This is a genomic window from Alteromonas sp. AWJ4_199 (assembly GCF_056159165.1).
The window spans coordinates 2777982-2798032 of record NZ_JBSWUR010000001.1 but is presented as its reverse complement, the minus strand read 5'-3'; the positions used below and the strand labels follow the sequence as shown (position 1 = coordinate 2798032).

The window sequence follows — 20051 nt, the reverse complement described above, 5'->3', positions numbered from 1 at the left end:
AAAGGGGCTTCACATTATGTGAAGCCCCTTTTTACTTTCCGTTAGTTAAATTTACTTGCTACCGGTTACGCCCATACTGTTCGTGTGACGACACCCAGTCTGACGAACTAATGGCTGACGCTAGCGATATCTCACCGGCCAACACCACAGACGCCACAATTTCTGCAAATTTATACACGCGATCCCGCCCATAACAATCTAGCAACTCTAAGCACTCTCGCTGTGTACCAATACCGGTACCGCCGCCATAAGTAGCGACAATAAGCGATGGTATGGTGATAGACACATACAGGTCACCGTCATCAGTAAGCTCTGAATACATCATGGCCGCCGACGATTCAGATACGTTTGCAACGTCTTGCCCTGTTGCTATAAACATAGCAGTTATACCGTTTGGCGAATGAAGACCGGTGTTATTCACACCAGATAAGAAAGACCCTACACCAGCCACACGGCCGTGGTAATCAATTTGCTTCGGGTCAACACGCATTACTTCTAACAAATGCTCTCGTTTAATAGTGGCTTCAGCTGTCACCCGTTTACCACGGGTACGCATAATGTTTATTTGAGAGGCTTTTTTGTCGGTAGCAAAGTTAGATTCAAGATAGAAATTCTCTATCCCCTCGTAATGGTCGAGTATCCACCCGCATGCTGCAAACGTAGCGCGCCCGACCATGTTCTGACCTGCAGCATCACCGGTTTTAAAATTAAACCGTAAGAACGCAAATTTATTCGAAAGGAAATGGTCGATATAGGTTAGCTTAGCAACGCTTGAAGTAGCCTCAGCTTCTTCTTTTATCTTCTCAAAGTTTGATTTTATCCACTTAACGAAGTCTCTGGCACCTCGCGCATTCTCAAAGATAAATACCGGCGCGCGCTGCATGGCATCATCAACTACTGTTGCCGTTACGCCACCACTCATGTTAAGTAACTTCATACCGCGATTGTATGATGCTACTAACGTGCCTTCAGTAGTTGCTAGTGGCACAACAAACTCACCTTGTGCGTGTTCACCATTAATGGTCAACGGCCCAGCAATACCGATAGGAACCTGTGCCACGCCAATGAAATGCTCGATATTGCCTTTAAGCGCTTGCGGGTCAATTGAGTACTTCCCTACGTGGTCTATTTTCTTGCCTGTAGCGCTTTCAAAATATCCTTGGCGTGTTTTTATAATGCTTTCGCCATAATCATCCATATCGTCACGAGGAATAAAGGCACTGCGTTGTCCTGGCGCAGTAATATTATCTTCTACTTCGAATTTAAGCTTTCCAAAGGGTGATGCAGAAAAGCAAATACCCAATTTGCGCTTTTCAGGGCATGGGGCTTCATCAATGTCTAAATGCACGGTAATGGTTTGACGCAAGCCAAACGGCTCCCCGTCCGACTTATTTAAAGCTTCTACAGAAATACAGGTGTCAGGAGTAAGTTGGAGTGAAATTTTTTCTTCGGGAATTTTTTCGCCATCAAGGGATATCCATTTTACTTCCTTGATTGTCGCGTCTTTTAATCTGTTTTTAAGAGAAAAAGATAAGCCTTTATTTGTTTTTGTAAGGCTTGCACGTGTGTAAAGTTGTTTTAAAAGTATGCTGGGTACAAACATCTTGCTTCCTTCTACGTATTCTTACCGTGTTATTTTCATATTTCCTTGTTTTTTATAGCACATTCTTTAGACACTTCTATGACTTCTTTGCATCTCTTCGCCGTTTTCTTGCGCAATATCAACTTTCAAATTTAGGCCAAGCGCTTTCAAAAATGCGCCAAGCCCAATGCGGCTGCATGCTACCGAAAAATAGACCTTAAGCACTCTTCATTCGCTTCTCAAGCCGCCTAAAGTAAATACCGTCACTGCAGTAACGTTGACCACAAGGTATCTGGTAGTAACAAAATGGAGGCGTCACGGAATACGATGCCAAGGATTAATCGCCGATATGGAAGCGGCAGCCAGATACTCTTTATGTGCAAACTAGCACTTAGAAAAAGGGTTACTTTATCAGGACCCCAAGCGCAAGTAGCGAATTATATAGGGATGAAGATGAGAACAGGGTTGTTTAGAAAAGAAGTTATTGATGAGCAATCAAATGCCGTTGAGGGGAGCTTTTTAATGACCCCTAAACCAGCCTATTCAGCAATAGCAGGGCTGCTTGTCGTGTGGATTGTGGCGGTTGCTGCTTACCTGAACATGGAAAGTTATGCGCGAAAAGCTTCGGTAACTGGATGGCTAGAACCCAGCCATGGTGTTTTCAAGCTTTATTCAGACGCAAGGCGAGGAAAAGTGCTCGACGTCATAGTCAGTGAAGGTCAATTAGTCGAAAAGGGCGCACCTCTAATAAAAATTAGCTACAGCAGCGAGGATGCATTAGGCCATAGAGTCAGTACCCAGTTACTTGCCGAACTAGAATCGAAACAAAATCGCACTCACCAGAGTATTAAGCGCCTGCGCACTTTGCACCTAGCCCAGCAGCAGCGCTTGGAAGAGCAGCTTTCCCAAGCAGAACATACTTCAGCAACGTTGAAAGACATTATTGCTCTAACCCAATCACAGTGGCTTCTAGCATCTAAACAATGGGAAAAAGCACAAACCTTACTTAAGCAGGGACATATTAGCCGTGCCGACTTTGAAACCCATTCGCTTAATCGCTTAAATGCAGAGCAGAAACTAGCTTTAGCAAAAAAGGATTGGAATAGCGAGCAAGCCAACATAGCAGCAATAAATCATGAACTCGCTACCTTGCCTGAGCAACAAGCCAACGAGCTGGCAAATATAGAGAATACTTATAGCGATCTCACCCAACAAATTGTGAGTCACAAAAGTAATGCTGAAGAGATAATTTATGCCCCTCGCAGCGGCGTGATATCAGGCCTTCATGTAAAGACGGGATATACCGTTGACAGCGCTCGCCCTCTACTCACTCTACTCCCTCAAAATGCTGACATTCAAGCGCGAATCGCAGTACCCGTGCGCTCAGCAGGATTTTTACAAGAAGGCCAAGCCCTACACATACGATATGACGCGTTCCCTTATCAAAAGTTTGGTGTGCAGTTTGGCGAGATAGTCAATATTTCTTCGTCGCTTGTTTTACCGGGAGAACTTGCCGATGTTCCTATTTCAATTAGCGAGCCAGCCTACTTGGTTACTGCCACCTTAGATACAAACGAAGTATTGGCTTACGGCAGCAGTATTTCATTGAAAGCAGGCATGACATTTTCGGCAGATGTTCAATTAAGTCAACGCACGCTTATGGAATGGTTAATGGAACCGCTCTATAGCATTAAAGGGAAGCTGTAATCATGATGAGTTTAACACACCCTCTTTCGGCACAACTGTTTCATACAACAAGCAGGGTACCGGTTATTCTGCAAAGCGAAGCGGCTGAATGCGGACTTGCTTGTATGGCAATGATTGCACAGTACTACTCCGATAAGCGCGACCTTAATACTTTGCGTCAAAGCATATCCGTGTCACTACGAGGAACGACCTTAAAAGACGTAATGCGAATTGCCAGTGACCTGGGCTTTCAAACCCGAGCGGTAAAGATAGAAATGGAGCATCTTGCGCAGTTATCTTGCCCAGCCATTTTGCATTGGGATATGAACCACTTTGTTGTTTTGACAAAAGTGAGAGGGAAGCATATTTTCGTTCATGACCCCGCCCTAGGTAAAAGAAAGCTCAATTTTGAAGAAGCCTCAAAGTACGTTACGGGGATTGCGCTTGAGGTCTCACCAAGTGACACATTTAGCCCCAAAAAGTCTGCGCCTCAACTTGGGCTTACTCAGTTTTTCTCCCGTGCCATCGGCTTCAAACGCAACTTACTAACGCTTTTCGCATTATCAATAGTGCTGCAACTTTTTGCCCTTGCTGCACCTTACTACATGCAAACAGTGGTTGATGATGTATTAATTTACAATAACGAGGCCTTGCTCAAAGCTCTTGCTATTGGCTTTGCCCTATTACTGGTTATAGAAACCTTTACAAGCGGTATAAGAAAGTTCGTTATCTTGTCCGTTTCATCTCGCCTACAGCTACAGATGTCTGCATCTGTATTCAAGCATCTTTTAGCTCTTCCCTTAGACTATTTTGATAAACGCCATATTGGTGATGTGGTATCGCGCTTTGGTTCCCTGGCTAGCATTCGGGAATTTTTAACCACTGGGGTCGTTACCGCCATGCTAGATGGAATAATGGCAATCGTCACCTTGGCCGTGATGAGTTTATATTCCTTCAAGCTTACTTTGGTAGTCGTCGTGATCATGGTCATCTATCTAGCCATTCGTCTGGGACTTCTACCATTCATTAAAAGGCATACCACTGAGCGCATTGCTCTGGCCGCTACTGAACAGAGCCACTTCATGGAAAGTGTGCGGGCAATTTTACCTATTCGCGTGTATGGGCAAGAGATACAGCGCCATGGCCTATGGCAGAACAAGCTAGTTGCAACACTTAACAAAGACATCACCTTAGGGAAATTTAACATAGGTAGCACACTGGCAAACCAATTTCTGTTTGGCGTTGAAAACCTAGTCGTTGTTTACATTGGCGCGAACCTTGTCATGCAAGGCTCCCTTTCAATAGGCATGTTGCTGGCTTTTATGGCATATAAGACAAGGTTTGTAGGTGCTATTGACGGTATAGTTAATAAGCTTATTGAGCTCAATATGCTAGGCGTTCATTTCAACCGTTTAAGCGATATTTTACTTACACCAGTAGAGCAAAAAACCAAAACTCACCCGCTACATAATACAGAGCGTTCGCTCGGCGTACAGCATACACATACGCCCAATAGCTCGGCTTCTACCTCAGATTCACCTAACTCTCCCCTATTTAACTTACTCGATGCTGACTCGCCGGGAAGTAGCACTTTCGACGATGACGCTTTGTCAGGCACTACCGCGCTTAGGATAAAGTCGCTTAGCTACCGCTATGGAGAAAATAGTGAGTGGGTATTTAAAAACCTAACACTTTCAGTAAAAACCGGCGAAATCGTAGCCATTATCGGTGACAGCGGCTGTGGCAAAAGCACCTTACTTAAGTGCTTAATGGGCCTTTATCCAGCCTCGCAAGGCAGTATAGAGCATCCAAGTACTGTAAATCCTGTCATCGCTTCTGTGCTTCAAGAAGACGCCTGCTTAAGCGGTACTATTGGACAAAACATCTGTTGCTTTGAAGAAGCCCCGAACCTCAAGAAAATGGTTTATGTAGCACAACTTGCCTGTATCCATCACGACATTATGCACATGCCTATGCAATATCATTCGCTAGTAGGCGATATGGGTAGCAGTTTGAGCGGTGGGCAAAAGCAGCGCCTGCTTTTAGCAAGAGCACTATATCAAGAGCCTGACATTTTGTTCTTAGACGAAGCGAGCAGCCACCTAGATATGGCCAATGAAGCTCAGATAAATCATCACCTCAAATCCTTGAGTATGACTCGAATTATTGTGGCACATCGCCCCCAATCTATCGCCTTGGCAGACAAAATTTATCGCCTAGAACAGGGCACATTACAACCATGCTCTCCCTCTGAAGTAACAGGAAGCGCAACATCTGGTAAACACGGAGAAACCCTATGAAAAACCATGAAGTAAGAGAACCCGCAGTATTGATGACAGCTGCTGAGCGCATGCAAATAGATGCGAGTGGCATTACCGCTCGTGACACCGTTATTCCCATGGACTGTTTGTCGAAACGTGAGCTACAGGTAGTACACAAAATAATGGAAGGCCGCTCTAACAAAGTGATCGCCTCTGAGCTATTCATCAGCGAGCGAACCGTTAAGTTTCACTGCGCCAACATTTATAAAAAACTCAATATCAGTAGCCGTTCAGCACTTATCGCCTGCTGCTTTCGAACCCTTTACCGAGAAGTGGTTTCGCTTTAAGCGCATCCACTTCTTCACTCAACACGCCACTACAAGGAGCGTACTTTATGAAACACCATCAACTAAATCACAACCAACCAAATCTAACCCCACCAGCAAGCACCGAGCCCGTTGCTTTAGCGGAAGCGCAACTGTTTGAAGTATCCGGCGGTCTACGCGTTCGTTTAAGCGATACCGTGCCGGTAGTTGGCCCTTCCCCCAAAGAACCGGTTTATATCACCATGGCTATTGGTGAAGGCGGCGGCAAACTACCAGATATTTTGTCATAGCATTAACCCCCTTAGCGTCAGCATATGGATAGCCAGTGTTTACGAACTGTCCATGTGTTGCGCTTTTTAAAAACAATACTCTTTACCCATAACCCGTTAGCAAGGAGCGCGAATGCACGTTGCACTTTTAGGAAGTGAGCAAGATCCACAAATTCAACACGTAGCGAAGGCGCTTAGTCAAACAGCTACCCCTTTTTATATCGCTAATACGCAACAATTCGGTACAGCTTGGAGTATTAGCTATGACCCTGATTTTGACGACGGATTAGTCCATTTCAATTCACCGACACTATGTGACCAACCCAGAGTGACTTTTTCGAACACCAAAGCGGCCTACTGGCATGAATATTTGCCGGGAGCTTCGTTGACAGCATCAGGTGAGAATACTCGACCCAATCACGCTGTGAATAATCAGATTAAGACAGATGAGCTTAACAATAAGCCACCTAACCTGTTAGCTGATGCTACTTGGGTCGAGCAAGAACGGGCGAGCACCTTACTGTGTTGGTTTAGCTATAGCGACATCAAATGGGTGAACTCTATCGATGCTGTAAGAAGCCATCAATGTAAGCCTTACCAGTCACGGGTTGCAGGCAAGTTGGGTGCACATATACCCTACACCTTCGTTGGCAATGCCCCCGAAGTCGCCTCTCAGTTTTGCAACAACATGCGAGAAGTTATTTATAAGCCAGTACGCGGCGGTCGCACGGCGCAGTTTGTAAATAAACAGTCTAATATGCGCCCGCTCCTAAATTCACTTTTAAATGAGCGCCCTGTGACCTTCCAAAAATACATTGTGGGCGAAAATGTACGTAGCTATGTACTAGGCGATGATGTGCTAAGCGTACAAATCGACTCAAGCGAACTAGATTATAGAAACGACGACAATGCCAGTGTGTCTGTGACTATTATCCCAAACGAGGTACAGCGTCTGGCTATTGAAATTTGCCAAGCATTAGATATGCATTGGTGCGCAATCGACTGGCGCAGAAGTGCGAAGGGAAAGTACTTTTTTCTAGAGGCGAACCCGAGTCCCTACTTTTTAAAAGTAGAAAATGATACCGGTCTAGATATAACAGATAAATTGGTGGCACTGCTTTTTAAATATTAGCGTTAGATTATTTTTAAGTGCCTAACGCTTTCCGATTAGGTCAGGCAATAAAAGTCAAAGATCTTAGGTGGGAGTACACTATGCACTTCGTCTATACATTAGTAGCCGAAATACTTTATGACCTAACGCAGCAAGGTAATGCATTTGCATTACCTTTAATGCCGTACTAAAATTTGGAGTAACCTAGTTTATATATTTTAGAGGTTGTTATGACACGCGCTGCTTTAGAAACTGAATCAACGCTTACTGAACGATTCCAAACTACAGTACCTAGTTCTGTTCGTCAGGCATTACGTTTAAGTAAAAAAGACAAAATTAAGTATGCCATTCAAGCTGACGGTAGCGTAGTTATATCGCGTGCAGAAACACAACAAAACGACCCTGTAATTGGCGAGTTTTTGACGTTTATAGCTCGTGATATCCAGGCTCACCCAGAGAAGCTAGAACCGTTATCTACGAGCATGCGTGAGAGCGTTAGTGAATTGATTCAAGGTGTCGAAGTTGACCTAGACGCTCCTTTATTGGATGAGGATGAGTAAGTTTGCAAAAAGCGATACCAATGGTCGTAAACGGTTGGACACTTTATGCTCATCCATTATTTAAAGAGCAGTATCTCAGTCTTAAAGGGGAGGTTGAAGCTCTACGGGAAAAAGATCCGCAAAATTACAAAAAGAAAAATGTTACTAAGCGTTTAGCGGCTATCCAAAGACTGGCCTTTGAACTCATCCCCCATGATCCTACTCACGCAAGTTTCCGCCAAGGAAATACATTGGGCGATGACAATAAGCACTGGTTTAGAGCAAAGTTTTTTCAACAGTATCGACTGTTTTTTCGATTCCACCTTGAGTCAAAGGTTATTGTATATGCATGGGTAAATGACGAGAAAAACAAACGAGCTTATGGAAGTAAAACAGATGCTTATAAAGTTTTTGAAAAGATGGTGAAATCTGGTCACCCACCAAAAGAATGGGCGGATCTTTTAAAAGCAGCCAAAAATGAATTACTCCCACTTTAAACCGCCTGCTTGTTCTCTTTTAGCTAAGAAGCTCATAGTTATTTATAGGTTAGAAACATACAGGCACGCGGGCATTTCCCACCAATGGCACTCTTCAATATAAAATTTCTGATTTACAAATTGTCGACTTGGTTAGCCAAAAAATTATGAAGCCTCCCCTTTAATTGGACAAACCAACTACAGGAAGAGGCCTCTACTTAGCATTTATTTAAAGGATGAAACGCGACAGGTCTTCGTTATCTACCAAGGTTTCTAGGTGGCTATTAACGTAGTCTGCATCAATCACGAACGACTCACCACTTTTCTCTGAAGCATCAAACGAGATATCTTCCATTAGGCGTTCAAGCACCGTATGCAGACGGCGAGCGCCGATGTTTTCAGTGCGCTCATTCACCTGCCAAGCCGCTTCGGCTATACGCTGAATGCCAGAATCGTCAAAACTGATATCAACCCCTTCCGTTTTCATTAACGCAACATACTGCTGAGTTAATGATGCGTTTGGCTCGGTAAGAATACGTTTAAAGTCGCCCACTTTCAGCGCAGCAAGCTCAACACGAATAGGCAGTCGCCCCTGAAGCTCTGGGATAAGATCAGACGGCTTGCTCATTTGGAATGCACCTGAAGCAATAAATAAGATATGGTCGGTTTTAACCATGCCGTGTTTTGTCGACACCGTAGAGCCTTCTACAAGTGGAAGCAGGTCACGCTGTACGCCTTCACGAGAGACATCGCCTGACGTATTGCCTTCACGCTTACAAATTTTGTCAATTTCATCGACAAACACAATACCGTGCTGTTCTACTGACTCAATGGCTTTTTCTTTCAAGTCTTCTTGATTTACAAGGCGTGCCGCCTCTTCTTCAATAAGCAGTTTGAACGCTTCTTTAATTTTCAGCTTCTTCTTTTTCTTTTGCGAACCCGACAAGTTTTGGAACATGCCTTGAAGCTGATTAGTCATTTCTTCCATACCAGGAGGCGCCATAATTTCTACGCCCATCTGTGGAAGTGCCACATCAATTTCAATTTCTTTGTCGTCTAAATCGCCCTGACGTAGCTTCTTGCGAAATGCTTGGCGTGTGCCGCGATCTTCAACGTCTTCTTTGTTGCCCCACGCGTCTTCTGGTGGAGGAAGCAAAACGTCTAAAATGCGCTCTTCCGCCGCTTCTTCAGCACGGAATTTCACTTTCTTCATTTCGTTTTCTTTCGTCATTTTTACCGCGATGTCGGCAAGATCACGAATGATGGTTTCAACTTCTTTACCCACATAGCCCACTTCGGTGAACTTTGTCGCTTCAACTTTAATGAAGGGCGCGTTAGCAAGTTTAGCTAAACGGCGAGCGATTTCGGTTTTACCCACCCCCGTTGGACCAATCATCAAAATATTTTTTGGGGTAACTTCTTGGCGCAGCTCAGGCTCAAGCTGCATACGACGCCAGCGGTTTCTAAGTGCAATAGATACAGCGCGCTTGGCATCTTGTTGACCGATAATGTGTCGGTCTAACTCGTGAACAATTTCTCTTGGTGTCATCTCAGACATGAATAAACCCTTTTCTAACAATACTTGTTGTACTTGCTACGCAAACGAGCGACAACAAGCCAATAACAGCGTTCGCTATTACTTAGTAATCTAGTACATCAACCGTTTGGCTATGGTTAGTAAATACGCAAATATCACCGGCAATGGTCAGCGATTTTTCAGCAATTTCCTTAGCGCTTAGCTCGGTATTGTCTAAAAGTGCAGTAGCTGCCGCTTGTGCATAGTTACCACCAGAGCCAATCGCGATAAGATCTTGCTCTGGCTGCACTACGTCACCGTTACCGGTAATGATGAATGACGCTGTTTCATCGGCTACAGCAAGCAGGGCTTCAAGTTTGCGTAACGCCCTATCGGTCCGCCAGTCTTTGGCAAGTTCAACCGCGGCCTTGGTTAAATGGCCTTGGTGCGCTTCAAGCTTGGCTTCAAAGCGCTCAAATAGCGTAAACGCGTCGGCCGTGCCGCCCGCAAAGCCCGCTAGAATTTTGTCGTGGTACAAACGGCGCACCTTGCGCGCATTCCCTTTCATTACGGTGTTGCCTAGTGATACCTGTCCGTCACCAGCCATTACCACTTGATTCCCACGTCGTACAGATACAATCGTTGTCACGTTATTTCCCCGTTTAGCTGGGCGCTGCTGCGTTTTATATGTACCTTTTTCGCGGAACTAAGGCAGCAGCGTAATAATTCAATAACAAATAAGTGGGGGAAGGCTTTTTAATTTCAAGGGTGAGACAAAAGAATGTGCGCTCAGAGGTACCTACTATTTGGGCTTAGCGAAATCGATAACTTTCGATGTCAAAACCAAAACTACTTTCATAACCTTTTACATACACCCAACCTCTGTTCGGTAGGCGTTTGTGCTCGCTTTCCCCTAAGCATAAGCGCCCATCGGACAAAGCTCCGCTCTCTTTTAGCAATAGTGAGTGTCGACAGTGTTTAGAGCCGCTTCCTTTTTCATAAGCAAATTTTCGTTCTATCTCTTGTTTGTCGGACATTAAGTGAAGCGTATAGGGCAATGCCGTATCAACGAAACTAAAACATAAGAAAAAGGCTAATAGCGGCATACCAAGTAACGTCATTTTTCCACGCAAATCTTTAGTCACAAACTGTGCGTGTCGCTTATCAACGAAAATAGTGAGGTAATAAAAGGCGCTATAAACAACAGTGAGAAGAGCAATGGCCCAATTCGAATTGTCTAGCCAAGCATTGATCACGATAAAATTGGTGAAAACCGTTACAAACAAAGCGCCGATAAGTACCAAAAAGGTAATGTTCGATATGCGTGTGATCAGGTGTAGTTCAGACCATTTGGGTCGAGAAATGTGATCGTCTTGAAGGGCGCTATCCGCATCATCAAATGGCAGCGTAGCTCGCCTAGAATCGAGCTCGTTCTTCGCTGCCTGATAGCGCTCTGGAAAGGCCTGCTTATCGATATTTTCCAGAACGTCTTCAAGCTCTTCTATGCTATAAGCGGCGTAATCTGGTTGTTCGGTGATGGCAAAACCCATTGATACTTCCTTGTAAATACATACTTCCGCTACGCGCTATGCAGCGCATTAAGTGTCACCTACAATGAACTGCTACAAATTCCAGTACCAAATTTGGCATGTGGCAATGTTTACCTTACGCAGACTATGCTTGGCTTTTTCCGCATCGCGCTTAGATTCATATGGGCCAAGAATAACGCGGAACCAATCGCCATTGCTGCCGGTGCTGTGTCTGATAAGAGCTTCTAAACCCTGAAATGCAATTTTAGCTTTCATCTCTTCAGCCTGGGCCCGGGTTCTAAATGAGGCGCACTGCATAAGATAGCGTTTGTCAGACTTTTCCTGCTCTCTTACTTCAACTTCTACTTCATACCCTGGCAGGGTCTTAATGTACTCCCATTCTTCTTCAGGCAACTCAGGTAAAGACTCTTCTGTCGGGGCAACAGGTCGTGAAGCTTGAGTATCTACGTCATCCTCTACATTGTCTTTTATCGACCATAAAAATACACCGAAGCCAATCACTAAAGCGAAAATGCCTATAAGACGCACGATAGGAAGCTTCCCAGAAACTGGGGCGTTAGCTTGTGCGTTTGTTCGCGTATTTGTCGCCGGCTTTCTACCTTTACCAGCGGGCTTCTTTTTTTGAGGAGAGCGTCCACGAGAGACATAATCGCGTTGAGCCATAGTCGGCAATATTCCTACTTGTTATCGTTGTTTGTATGCGTAAGAAAACGTCATATACCAAGTCTATTAGAAGGGCTGGTGTTTCAGCCTCTTCAACCTTGCTAAAATTTTAACGTATTGCTACCTAACAAGCTAACTGAAATCGGTAGGATCGATATCAATCGACCACCTTACCTTCATAGCCTGTGGTAACGCCTGTAAAAATGGCAGTGCCAAACGCAGTGCATTGTGAAGCGGCGCACGCTTTTCATGGCTGCATACCAGCATAAACCGAAACCTGCCTTGCCGCTTTTCAATTAAACAAGGAAACGGACCGTTTATATCAATGGCGTGCTGTTGATTAAACACCTGCTTACTTTCCTGTAGAAAGCGATAAGCCAAACTGCTATCGGTAGCCTCTGCGCGAATAACAAACTGGCTAATAAAAGGGGGTAACCCTGCTGCCTTACGCTCCATTAAAGCGTGTCGCGCGAAATGCCCATAGCCATTGTGCACTAAATCTTGTAGTAAAGGGTGATGAGGATTATGGGTTTGAAGCCACATTTCACCAGGTTTACTGGCGCGCCCCGCTCTTCCAGCAAGCTGAGTAACAAGCTGAGCGAGCTTTTCTGGCGCTCTAAAATCGGCACTAAAAAGGGCACCATCACAATCTAGCACTGCTACTAGAGTGACATGAGGAAAGTGATGACCCTTTGATAGTATCTGGGTTCCTACCAGCAACTGGTACTCTTGGCGATTAATAGCATCAAGGGTTTGGTGAAGCTTGTCTTTACCCCGCACAGTATCGCTGTCTATTCTTACCTGTTTAACGCCGGGAAATAAGCTTGCTAGCCCTTGCTCAACTTGCTCTGTCCCCGTACCTGCGGTAACTAATTCATTGTGATGGCACGCTTCGCAGTTTGATGGCATTGAACGCATGCCACCGCAGTGGTGGCACTGTAACCGGTTTTGGGCTTTGTGCACGGTATAAGGGCGATCACAACGCTTACACATTGCGGTCTCACCGCAGTGATGACAGAGTAGCGCTGGCGCATAACCTCTTCGGTTTACAAACACCAACACCTGATTTCCTGCGTTAATGTGCTGACGCATTATCGTTAACAGGCCTTGTGAAATGCCGTAATGAATAGGTTGGTCGCGCGCGTCCAACACATGCTGATGGGTGCTTTTCGCACCTCCCGCTCGCTTGGTTAGCTGTAAATGAGCATAGCGGCCGCTTAACGCATTATTAAGTGTTTCAAGCGCGGGCGTGGCGCTGCCTAGCAAAAGAGGAATCTTATGCTGCTTGGCACGCATGGCAGCTAAATCACGAGCGTGGTAGCGCAGCCCATCCTGCTGCTTAAACGACTCGTCGTGCTCTTCATCCACAATCAACATACCTGGATTATGTAATGGCGTGAAAATAGCCGAGCGGGTACCAATAATAATACCAAGTTCGCCAGCTTTAGACCGCTGCCAAACGTTTAACCTTTCTTTATCAGAGAGCTGAGAGTGTAAAACGCCCACCGCAATGCCAAAGCGCTTCTCAAAGCGTGACACGGTTTGCGGTGTAAGCCCAATTTCTGGTACAAGAATAAGCACCTGTTTTCCTTCGCGCAGTAAGGGTTCAATGGCTTGAAGGTACACTTCCGTTTTACCGCTACCGGTAACCCCTTCAAGTAAACTTACCGCGAAGTTACCTTGCTGACGATTAAGCGCAGCAATGGCAACTGACTGCTCAGTGTCTGGAATTGGCTTTTCAGAAAGCGATAACGAGGCAAGCCAGCTGCCTGGCTTAAATTCAGGTGTTATTTCTTCAATACGTACCAAAGACTTTTCAACAAGCGCTTTAACTGCAGGAGCACCATACTGCTTTCGCGCTTGCGACGCTAATAAGGCTCCACCAGCCAGTGCAGCAAAGCAAGCTTGTTGCTTAGGTGCTCGCGATAGCGTTTCTGCAGCCGTTTGCACACCTTCTTCGGTAAGCATTAACATGTCTTGTGGTGTGGGAGCCGCCGACTCGCCTTTGCGTAATAAAACAGGCAACATGGCGTGCAGTACTTCACCCGGCGCATGGTGATAATACTGCCACAGCCACTGTGCCATTTTCAGCAACACATCATCTATAATGGGGCTATCGTCAAGTACCGACTCGATAGCTTTTAACTTGTCGACGTTGTCAATTTCACTTTCAGGCTTTTGGAGGGTTTCAACGACCACACCCACCAATTTGCGTGGGCCAAAAGGCACAATCACTCTGACACCCGCACTGAGTACGTTATCGTGGGTATATGTGAAAAGTTGGCGCAGTGGCACTGGCACGGCAACTTGGATAAAGGCCATTGCGAACGTTCTACCTTATTTGATGGCTGTTACAGCGCGTAATGCGCTTACTAAGCTTCTTATATTGAAACTAATAATACTGAAGCTACTTGCAGACCCATATATTACAGCAGTTTGCGCTGCTAACAGTTAGCTACACATTTTGCTATAGCGCACAATTTTACTATTGACGCTAATGGGCCTAGCCTTGAAAGACAAATATTTAAACATACTTTACGTTAAAGCATAAAAGGAATGTTTTTCGTTTAGCTCTCTTGGGTAGCCTTCTTGCCAAGCTGCTTTGTTTAACAATTGGGCAAAAACCACTTGATCATGCCACATCCATCCTATATTATGCGCCGCTCTTTTTGCGATGGGTTGTTCTTTGAACGACTTATCATTTGAACTAAGTAACGTATGGTGTGCGACTTCGGGTTGTATAGCGATACGGCCTTATTATTTGAGGTAACCCAATGAAACAAGATATCCACCCTAAATACGAAGAAATCACAGCTACTTGCTCATGTGGTAACGTAATGAAGATTCGTTCTACGCTTGGTAAAGACATTAACCTAGACGTATGTTCTTCATGTCACCCATTCTACACTGGTAAGCAACGTAACGTTGATACTGGTGGTCGTGTTGATCGCTTCAAGAAGCGTTTCGGTGCATTGGGCAAAAAGTAAGCCTGATATCGAGTTCGAAAAAAGCGCCTTCATGGCGCTTTTTTATTGTCCAGAGATAACTATTCACGTTAGTAGACTAACATTGAATAGCTTCCACTTATGCAAGCGCCTCTAATCAAAGCTAATTGATCATATCAATATCGCGTACATTTGAGACCAAAGCGCTCATTATGCTTAATGAAGGTTTTCGACTCTTACCAAGTGCTTTTCCCAGTCCCCTCTACTTTGTTTTTTACACGCTTCCTCACTGTCGAAATAAATTCCAGCTGGACTAGACTTAATAAATTCAAGGGCTATATTCACCTGGTTTATGAAGTCCATATCCCAACCGTTAATCAATGCTTGCTGCTTCTCTTGCTCCGTATTAAATACGGCAATAACTTTCGGCGCTTTCCAAGGTCCTAAATGCGTAAGCCATACGAATCCATTATCGTCAGATTTTACGTTTTCACACACATCTGTTAGCACTGCGATTAGTTTTTTCTCTGTCATATTCTTTGTCTTCAAAACGAGTTTGAGAGGCCATTTATCGTATTTTATCAGAAAAACAATAGTGAAAATAAAGAGGTCTATCTTTGTGAAATATTATCCAATACTGTTTTTTCGAATATAAATCGATAAGCATCTTAGCACCCGCGCCTATAATACACCTTCAAAATGAAGTGAGACTTAAAAATAAATTTTATGAATGACAATTATAGACTTATTTTACTGGTCTAATTAGTATGCCTACCCTACATTGGTAATTGAAAATTCTGATCAGATATGTACACAGTGATTGGCTGTGTTAGAGTTGCGAACGGCACCTTGATAGTGAGCATTAATTTTATGAATAATGCTTAACTGCTAAGGCTTGTGGCGCTTTTGGATATAAATTCAGGTCTAAATGTTAGACCTATATCAACAGCGATATGTTAGGGAAATCAGGAAGAGTTAACGCTAGGTCTGCAGTTTCCAACGTACCACACTAGTGCTAACAACTATTTATAATCACTTTTGTCATTAGTTAGTTGTAACGCGCTTATGTTTATCTATCTATAACTACAACGATAATAAAATAGCTACAGAGCGTGAACAAAAATACCGATGAACCCTACATCTAAGGATACCTTTTTACATGTCAGATTTTAGACAACGCGCACTCGACTATCACGCCAAACCCACACCTGGAAAAATTCGCGTAGAGCTATCTAAGCCAGCCGATAGCGTCGACGACCTTGCTCTTGCCTACAGTCCGGGCGTTGCCGAGCCGGTGAGAGAAATCGCCGAGGATGCAGATAACGCTTACAAGTATACGGGCAAAGGTAACTTGGTTGCGGTTATCAGTAACGGAACTGCGATACTAGGCTTAGGTAATTTAGGCCCATTAGCTTCAAAGCCAGTAATGGAAGGTAAAGCACTTCTGTTTAAACGCTTTGCTGGTCTAGATGCCATTGATATTGAAGTAAAGCATCGTACGACCGAAGAGTTCATTAATACCGTGGCGAATATTGCTGATACGTTTGGCGGTATTAACCTAGAAGACATCAAAGCACCTGAATGCTTCGAAATTGAGCAAGAGCTCATTAAGCGCTGTAAAATTCCAGTATTTCATGATGATCAGCATGGTACCGCTATTGTAACCGCAGCAGGTATGCTTAACGCTCTAGAGATTCAGGGCAAAAATATAGAGAACGCTAAAATTGTTTGCATGGGCGCCGGAGCAGCAGCGGTTGCCTGTATGGAGCTACTGATTAAGTGTGGTGCCCAGCGTGAGCGTATCTACATGTTAGATAGAAAAGGCGTTATCCACACTCGTCGCGAAGATTTAACTGAGCACAAGAAGCTGTTTGCTAACAATACTGATAAGCGCACCCTTGAAGATGTAATGGAAGGCGCAGATATCTTTGTCGGTGTATCAGGCCCTGATGTTTTACCGCCAGAAGCGCTTTCTTTGATGGCTGAAAACCCAATTGTATTTGCATGTTCTAATCCAGATCCTGAGATAAAGCCTGAACTTGCTCACGAAGTGCGTAAAGACCTAATTATGGCTACTGGCCGCTCAGACTATCCTAATCAGGTAAACAACGTGCTGTGCTTTCCGTTTATTTTCCGCGGTGCTTTAGATGTTCGCGCTACAGCCATTAATGATGAGATGAAAGTGGCGGCGGTTGAAGCTCTTCGTGCTATTACGAAAGAACCTGTACCACAGGAAGTATTGGCCGCGAGTAAAAGCGATAGTCTGACATTTGGTAAGGAGTATATTATTCCTAAACCTATGGACCCACGTCTGTGCGAGCGTATAGCTACCGCGGTATCTAAGGCGGCTATTGAGTCGGGTGTTGCACGAGTACCTGAAAGCCCAGAAAAATAAAGTTCTGGCGCACAAGGCTAAAAAAGGTTGGGTTAACGCTCAACCAATATTTGCTAAAAAGTGCGCTTAAAGAATACAAGTACATAAAAAAACGGCGCTGTGTTGTAGGCTATAAACTAGTAAAGCCTTACAACACAGCGCCGTTTCTCTTTAATACTAAATATCAGTCGTCTTCAGACACATCATTTTCGAAGCTTGGGTCAATGCCCATTTCTTCCATAATACGCCTAGCTTCAGCCGGCACGCGATTAGGATTGTCTTTACGCAAGTCATCATCGTTAGGCAATGGCTGGCCAGTAAACGCGTGTAAAAATGCTTCGCACAACAGTTCCGAATTAGTGGCGTGACGCAAATTATTGATTTGGCGGCGGGTACGCTCATCAGTAAGTGCTTTAAGCACATTAATAGGTATAGAAACAGTGACTTTCTTTACCTGCTCGCTCTTTTTCCCATGCTCTGCGTAGGGGTGAATATATTTACCGTTCCATTCTGCCATTGTACTAACTCGGTCTACTCTTTTTATATTATGAAGAGAAATTCTAAACAAGTTCACGAAAAGGTCAATTGAGCAGTGTAAACCTCTTGACGTCTAGACATATATTCTTTAATTTAGACGTCTAAACGTCTATAAGATTACATTTTTGAGAGTATAAACCATGGTTTCTTACGCACAAGGTATCGATGCATTAAACCAGTCCCTGTCGGAGCTGCGTGATATTGATGTATCTTTTGAATTCTTTCCGCCTAAAACGGAAGCCATGGAGCAAACCCTGTGGAAGTCGGTTGAACGCCTAGCACCGTTAAAGCCAAGCTACATGTCGGTTACTTACGGCGCCAATAGCGGTGAGCGTGACAGAACCCACGATGTGGTAAAACGTATTCAACAGCAAACAGGCGTTGCTGCCGTTCCTCACTTAACCTGTGTCGACGCAAGCCGTGATGAATTAAAGCAAATTGCAAAAGACTACTGGGATTCAGGCATTCGCCGTATTGTTGCACTTCGCGGCGACTTACCGTCAGGAGTAGAAAAAACAGAAATGTATGCCTCTGACCTTGTTGCCTTACTAAAAGACGTTGCCGATTTTGATATTTCTGTCGCTGCCTACCCAGAAAAGCACCCTGAAGCACCAAATGCGCAGTTTGATCTACTAAACCTAAAACGCAAAGCAGAAGCAGGTGCCACAGAAGCAATAACTCAATTCTTCTTTGATACGAGTGTTTACCTTCGATTTAGAGACCGCGCTGCCGCAGCAGGTGTCGACTTAGATATCGTTCCGGGTATATTGCCGGTAACCAACTACCAAACACTGGTTAAATTTGCTGGTTTCACAAATGTTCATGTTCCTGGATGGTTGCACAAAATGTTCGACGGCCTTGATGCCGATGACCAAGCAACCCGTAATTTAATAGGCGCTAACATTGCTATGGACCAAGTTAAAGTGCTGGCTAAAGAAGGGGTAAAACACTTCCACTTCTATACTTTAAACCGCAGTGAGTTGAGCTATGCTATCTGTCACATGCTAGGTGTGCGTCCAGGCGTTTAATAAATAACAATTATCACAAGAGTGATGTCATGTTTGCATGATTCACTCCACAAAAGGCGCAATCAATGCGCCTTTGTTGTTTTAAACCTGCATTAAACTTTGCCACCAAGGCCGCCCGCAGTTACCATTTGATAAAACAAGTAATGAACTATCGATGCCTTATACCAGTCCGCATAGATAAGACCGCGCTATTTATCATTTAAACGGTATCGTCAGGAGAAATTGAGTGGATTTAGACAAGGTTAAAACCTTATATAACAATGTTACTCCTCAGGTTAGAGAGCTCTTTAGCATCTTCATAAAGCGCTGTAGAGAAGACAATATTACTATCTCTGCTGGGCACTTAGCCTATGTAACCTTGTTATCTTTAGTACCATTTATCATGGTGACCTTTACCATTATGTCGGCTTTTCCTGCCTTCGCATCTGTGAGAAGCAAGCTCGAACATTTTGTTTTTAGCAACTTTGTTCCTACCGCCAGTGATGTGGTACATAAATACATGACCGATTTTGTGGGCAATGCCTCACAAATGAGTGCCATTGGTATTTTGTCGCTGCTGGTCGTCGCGCTAATGCTCATATCAAACGTAGATAAAACCCTTAATAGAATTTGGCGCACGCAAAGTGACAGACCCATAGTGTACACTTTTGCTATCTATTGGATGGTGATCACTCTAGGGCCTATGCTTATTGGTTCTAGCGTAGTAGTAAGTTCCTATTTAACTGGCCTTGCTGCTTTTACCGAAGAGTACACGCCTGGATTGGGAACCTTCTTACTCAGCCTTGTGCCAAGCGGTGCTGCCATGCTCGCATTCACTATTTTGTACATGGTTGTGCCAAATAGAAGAGTGTTTGCCCGCCATGCGTTCATAGGCGCAATTGTGGCTACCATAGCTTTTGAAATTACTAAATCGGGCTTTGCGTTGTATGTAACGAACTTTCCTTCATATGAGTTAATTTATGGCGCTCTTGCGGTGGTACCTATCCTGTTTTTATGGGTATATTTGTCGTGGATAATTGTGCTGTTCGGTGCAGAATTCACGTGCAGTTTAGGAGAAGCTTTCGAAAACCGTAAAGCAGAGAACGAGCCGCGCAAGGTTCCAAAGGAATAGTCGACCAAGGCTATAGGCGTAGTAATGATTTACCTTTCGGGGCGGCTTTAAACCAGTGTGCACAGATGCTCTCAAAA

General features: G+C 44.4%; 19 protein-coding genes. 11 read left to right on the top strand and 8 right to left on the bottom strand.

The annotated features are described in order from the left end of the window. Positions 1-58: 58 nt before the first annotated feature. The gene (locus ACXAER_RS12275) at positions 59-1603 is read right to left on the bottom strand and encodes a hydroxymethylglutaryl-CoA reductase (RefSeq protein ID WP_474829602.1); all 1545 of its coding nucleotides are present in this window, start codon (positions 1601-1603) and stop codon (positions 59-61) included. A gap of 432 nt (positions 1604-2035) precedes the next feature. Here ACXAER_RS12275 and ACXAER_RS12270 point away from each other — a divergent pair, with 432 nt between their 5' ends. The 7 genes from ACXAER_RS12270 to ACXAER_RS12240 all read left to right on the top strand — a co-directional run bounded on the left by ACXAER_RS12270 (position 2036) and on the right by ACXAER_RS12240 (position 8271). Continuing rightward, positions 2036-3289, top strand: a complete 1254-nt coding sequence (locus ACXAER_RS12270) for an HlyD family secretion protein (RefSeq protein ID WP_474829600.1) — start codon at positions 2036-2038, stop codon at positions 3287-3289. A gap of 2 nt (positions 3290-3291) precedes the next feature. Continuing rightward, positions 3292-5568 carry a peptidase domain-containing ABC transporter gene (locus tag ACXAER_RS12265; protein WP_474829598.1) on the top strand — a complete coding sequence of 759 codons (2277 nt, stop codon included), beginning with the start codon at positions 3292-3294 and terminating at the stop codon, positions 5566-5568. Next, complete coding sequence (locus ACXAER_RS12260; protein ID WP_179984757.1) at positions 5565-5876, top strand: helix-turn-helix domain-containing protein; 312 nt, start codon at positions 5565-5567, stop codon at positions 5874-5876. The genes ACXAER_RS12265 and ACXAER_RS12260 overlap by 4 nt, the downstream gene beginning before the upstream one ends. A gap of 47 nt (positions 5877-5923) precedes the next feature. After that, entirely contained in the window at positions 5924-6145 is a 222-nt protein-coding gene (locus ACXAER_RS12255) for a hypothetical protein (protein WP_474829596.1), read from the top strand. A gap of 112 nt (positions 6146-6257) precedes the next feature. After that, positions 6258-7256, top strand: coding sequence for an ATP-grasp domain-containing protein (locus tag ACXAER_RS12250; RefSeq protein ID WP_474829594.1), 999 nt, complete (start codon positions 6258-6260; stop codon positions 7254-7256). A 209-nt stretch (positions 7257-7465) separates the two neighbouring features. After that, entirely contained in the window at positions 7466-7795 is a 330-nt protein-coding gene (locus tag ACXAER_RS12245) for a type II toxin-antitoxin system PrlF family antitoxin (RefSeq protein ID WP_474804333.1), read from the top strand. Positions 7796-7815: 20 nt separating this feature from the next. Continuing rightward, positions 7816-8271, top strand: a complete 456-nt coding sequence (locus tag ACXAER_RS12240; RefSeq protein WP_474830572.1) for a type II toxin-antitoxin system YhaV family toxin — start codon at positions 7816-7818, stop codon at positions 8269-8271. A 208-nt stretch (positions 8272-8479) separates the two neighbouring features. On the opposite strand, the gene hslU is transcribed toward ACXAER_RS12240, so the two are convergent. From hslU to priA, 5 genes are all read right to left on the bottom strand, one after another. Continuing rightward, positions 8480-9808: an HslU--HslV peptidase ATPase subunit gene (gene hslU / locus ACXAER_RS12235; RefSeq protein WP_118491788.1), complete on the bottom strand. Its 1329-nt coding sequence runs from the start codon at positions 9806-9808 to the stop codon at positions 8480-8482. Between the two features lie 82 nt (positions 9809-9890). Then, positions 9891-10415 (bottom strand): ATP-dependent protease subunit HslV, encoded by a 525-nt coding sequence (gene hslV, locus ACXAER_RS12230; RefSeq protein WP_025257580.1) that lies wholly within the window; start codon positions 10413-10415, stop codon positions 9891-9893. A gap of 163 nt (positions 10416-10578) precedes the next feature. Next, positions 10579-11316 (bottom strand): hypothetical protein, encoded by a 738-nt coding sequence (locus ACXAER_RS12225; protein ID WP_474829592.1) that lies wholly within the window; start codon positions 11314-11316, stop codon positions 10579-10581. A 72-nt stretch (positions 11317-11388) separates the two neighbouring features. Beyond that, positions 11389-11979, bottom strand: a complete 591-nt coding sequence (locus ACXAER_RS12220) for an SPOR domain-containing protein (RefSeq protein WP_474829590.1) — start codon at positions 11977-11979, stop codon at positions 11389-11391. A gap of 132 nt (positions 11980-12111) precedes the next feature. Further along, a complete protein-coding gene (gene priA, locus ACXAER_RS12215; protein WP_474829588.1) occupies positions 12112-14301 on the bottom strand; it encodes a primosomal protein N' in 2190 nt (729 codons plus the stop codon). Between the two features lie 452 nt (positions 14302-14753). On the opposite strand from priA, the gene rpmE reads away from it, so the two are divergent. Continuing rightward, positions 14754-14966, top strand: a complete 213-nt coding sequence (rpmE, locus tag ACXAER_RS12210; protein WP_012519872.1) for a 50S ribosomal protein L31 — start codon at positions 14754-14756, stop codon at positions 14964-14966. Positions 14967-15140: 174 nt separating this feature from the next. Here the strand turns inward: rpmE and ACXAER_RS12205 are convergent, their stop codons facing one another. Beyond that, complete coding sequence (locus tag ACXAER_RS12205; protein ID WP_474829586.1) at positions 15141-15458, bottom strand: hypothetical protein; 318 nt, start codon at positions 15456-15458, stop codon at positions 15141-15143. A 625-nt stretch (positions 15459-16083) separates the two neighbouring features. On the opposite strand from ACXAER_RS12205, the gene ACXAER_RS12200 reads away from it, so the two are divergent. After that, positions 16084-17319 carry a malic enzyme-like NAD(P)-binding protein gene (locus tag ACXAER_RS12200; protein WP_474829584.1) on the top strand — a complete coding sequence of 412 codons (1236 nt, stop codon included), beginning with the start codon at positions 16084-16086 and terminating at the stop codon, positions 17317-17319. Positions 17320-17482: 163 nt separating this feature from the next. On the opposite strand, the gene metJ is transcribed toward ACXAER_RS12200, so the two are convergent. Further along, a complete protein-coding gene (gene metJ, locus ACXAER_RS12195) occupies positions 17483-17815 on the bottom strand; it encodes a met regulon transcriptional regulator MetJ (protein ID WP_014950979.1) in 333 nt (110 codons plus the stop codon). 160 nt (positions 17816-17975) lie between these two features. Here metJ and metF point away from each other — a divergent pair, with 160 nt between their 5' ends. Both metF and ACXAER_RS12185 read left to right on the top strand, forming a co-directional pair. After that, the gene (gene metF / locus ACXAER_RS12190) at positions 17976-18863 is read left to right on the top strand and encodes a methylenetetrahydrofolate reductase (RefSeq protein ID WP_474829582.1); all 888 of its coding nucleotides are present in this window, start codon (positions 17976-17978) and stop codon (positions 18861-18863) included. Positions 18864-19089: 226 nt separating this feature from the next. Beyond that, the gene (locus ACXAER_RS12185; RefSeq protein ID WP_474829580.1) at positions 19090-19974 is read left to right on the top strand and encodes a virulence factor BrkB family protein; all 885 of its coding nucleotides are present in this window, start codon (positions 19090-19092) and stop codon (positions 19972-19974) included. Positions 19975-20051: the final 77 nt, after the last annotated feature.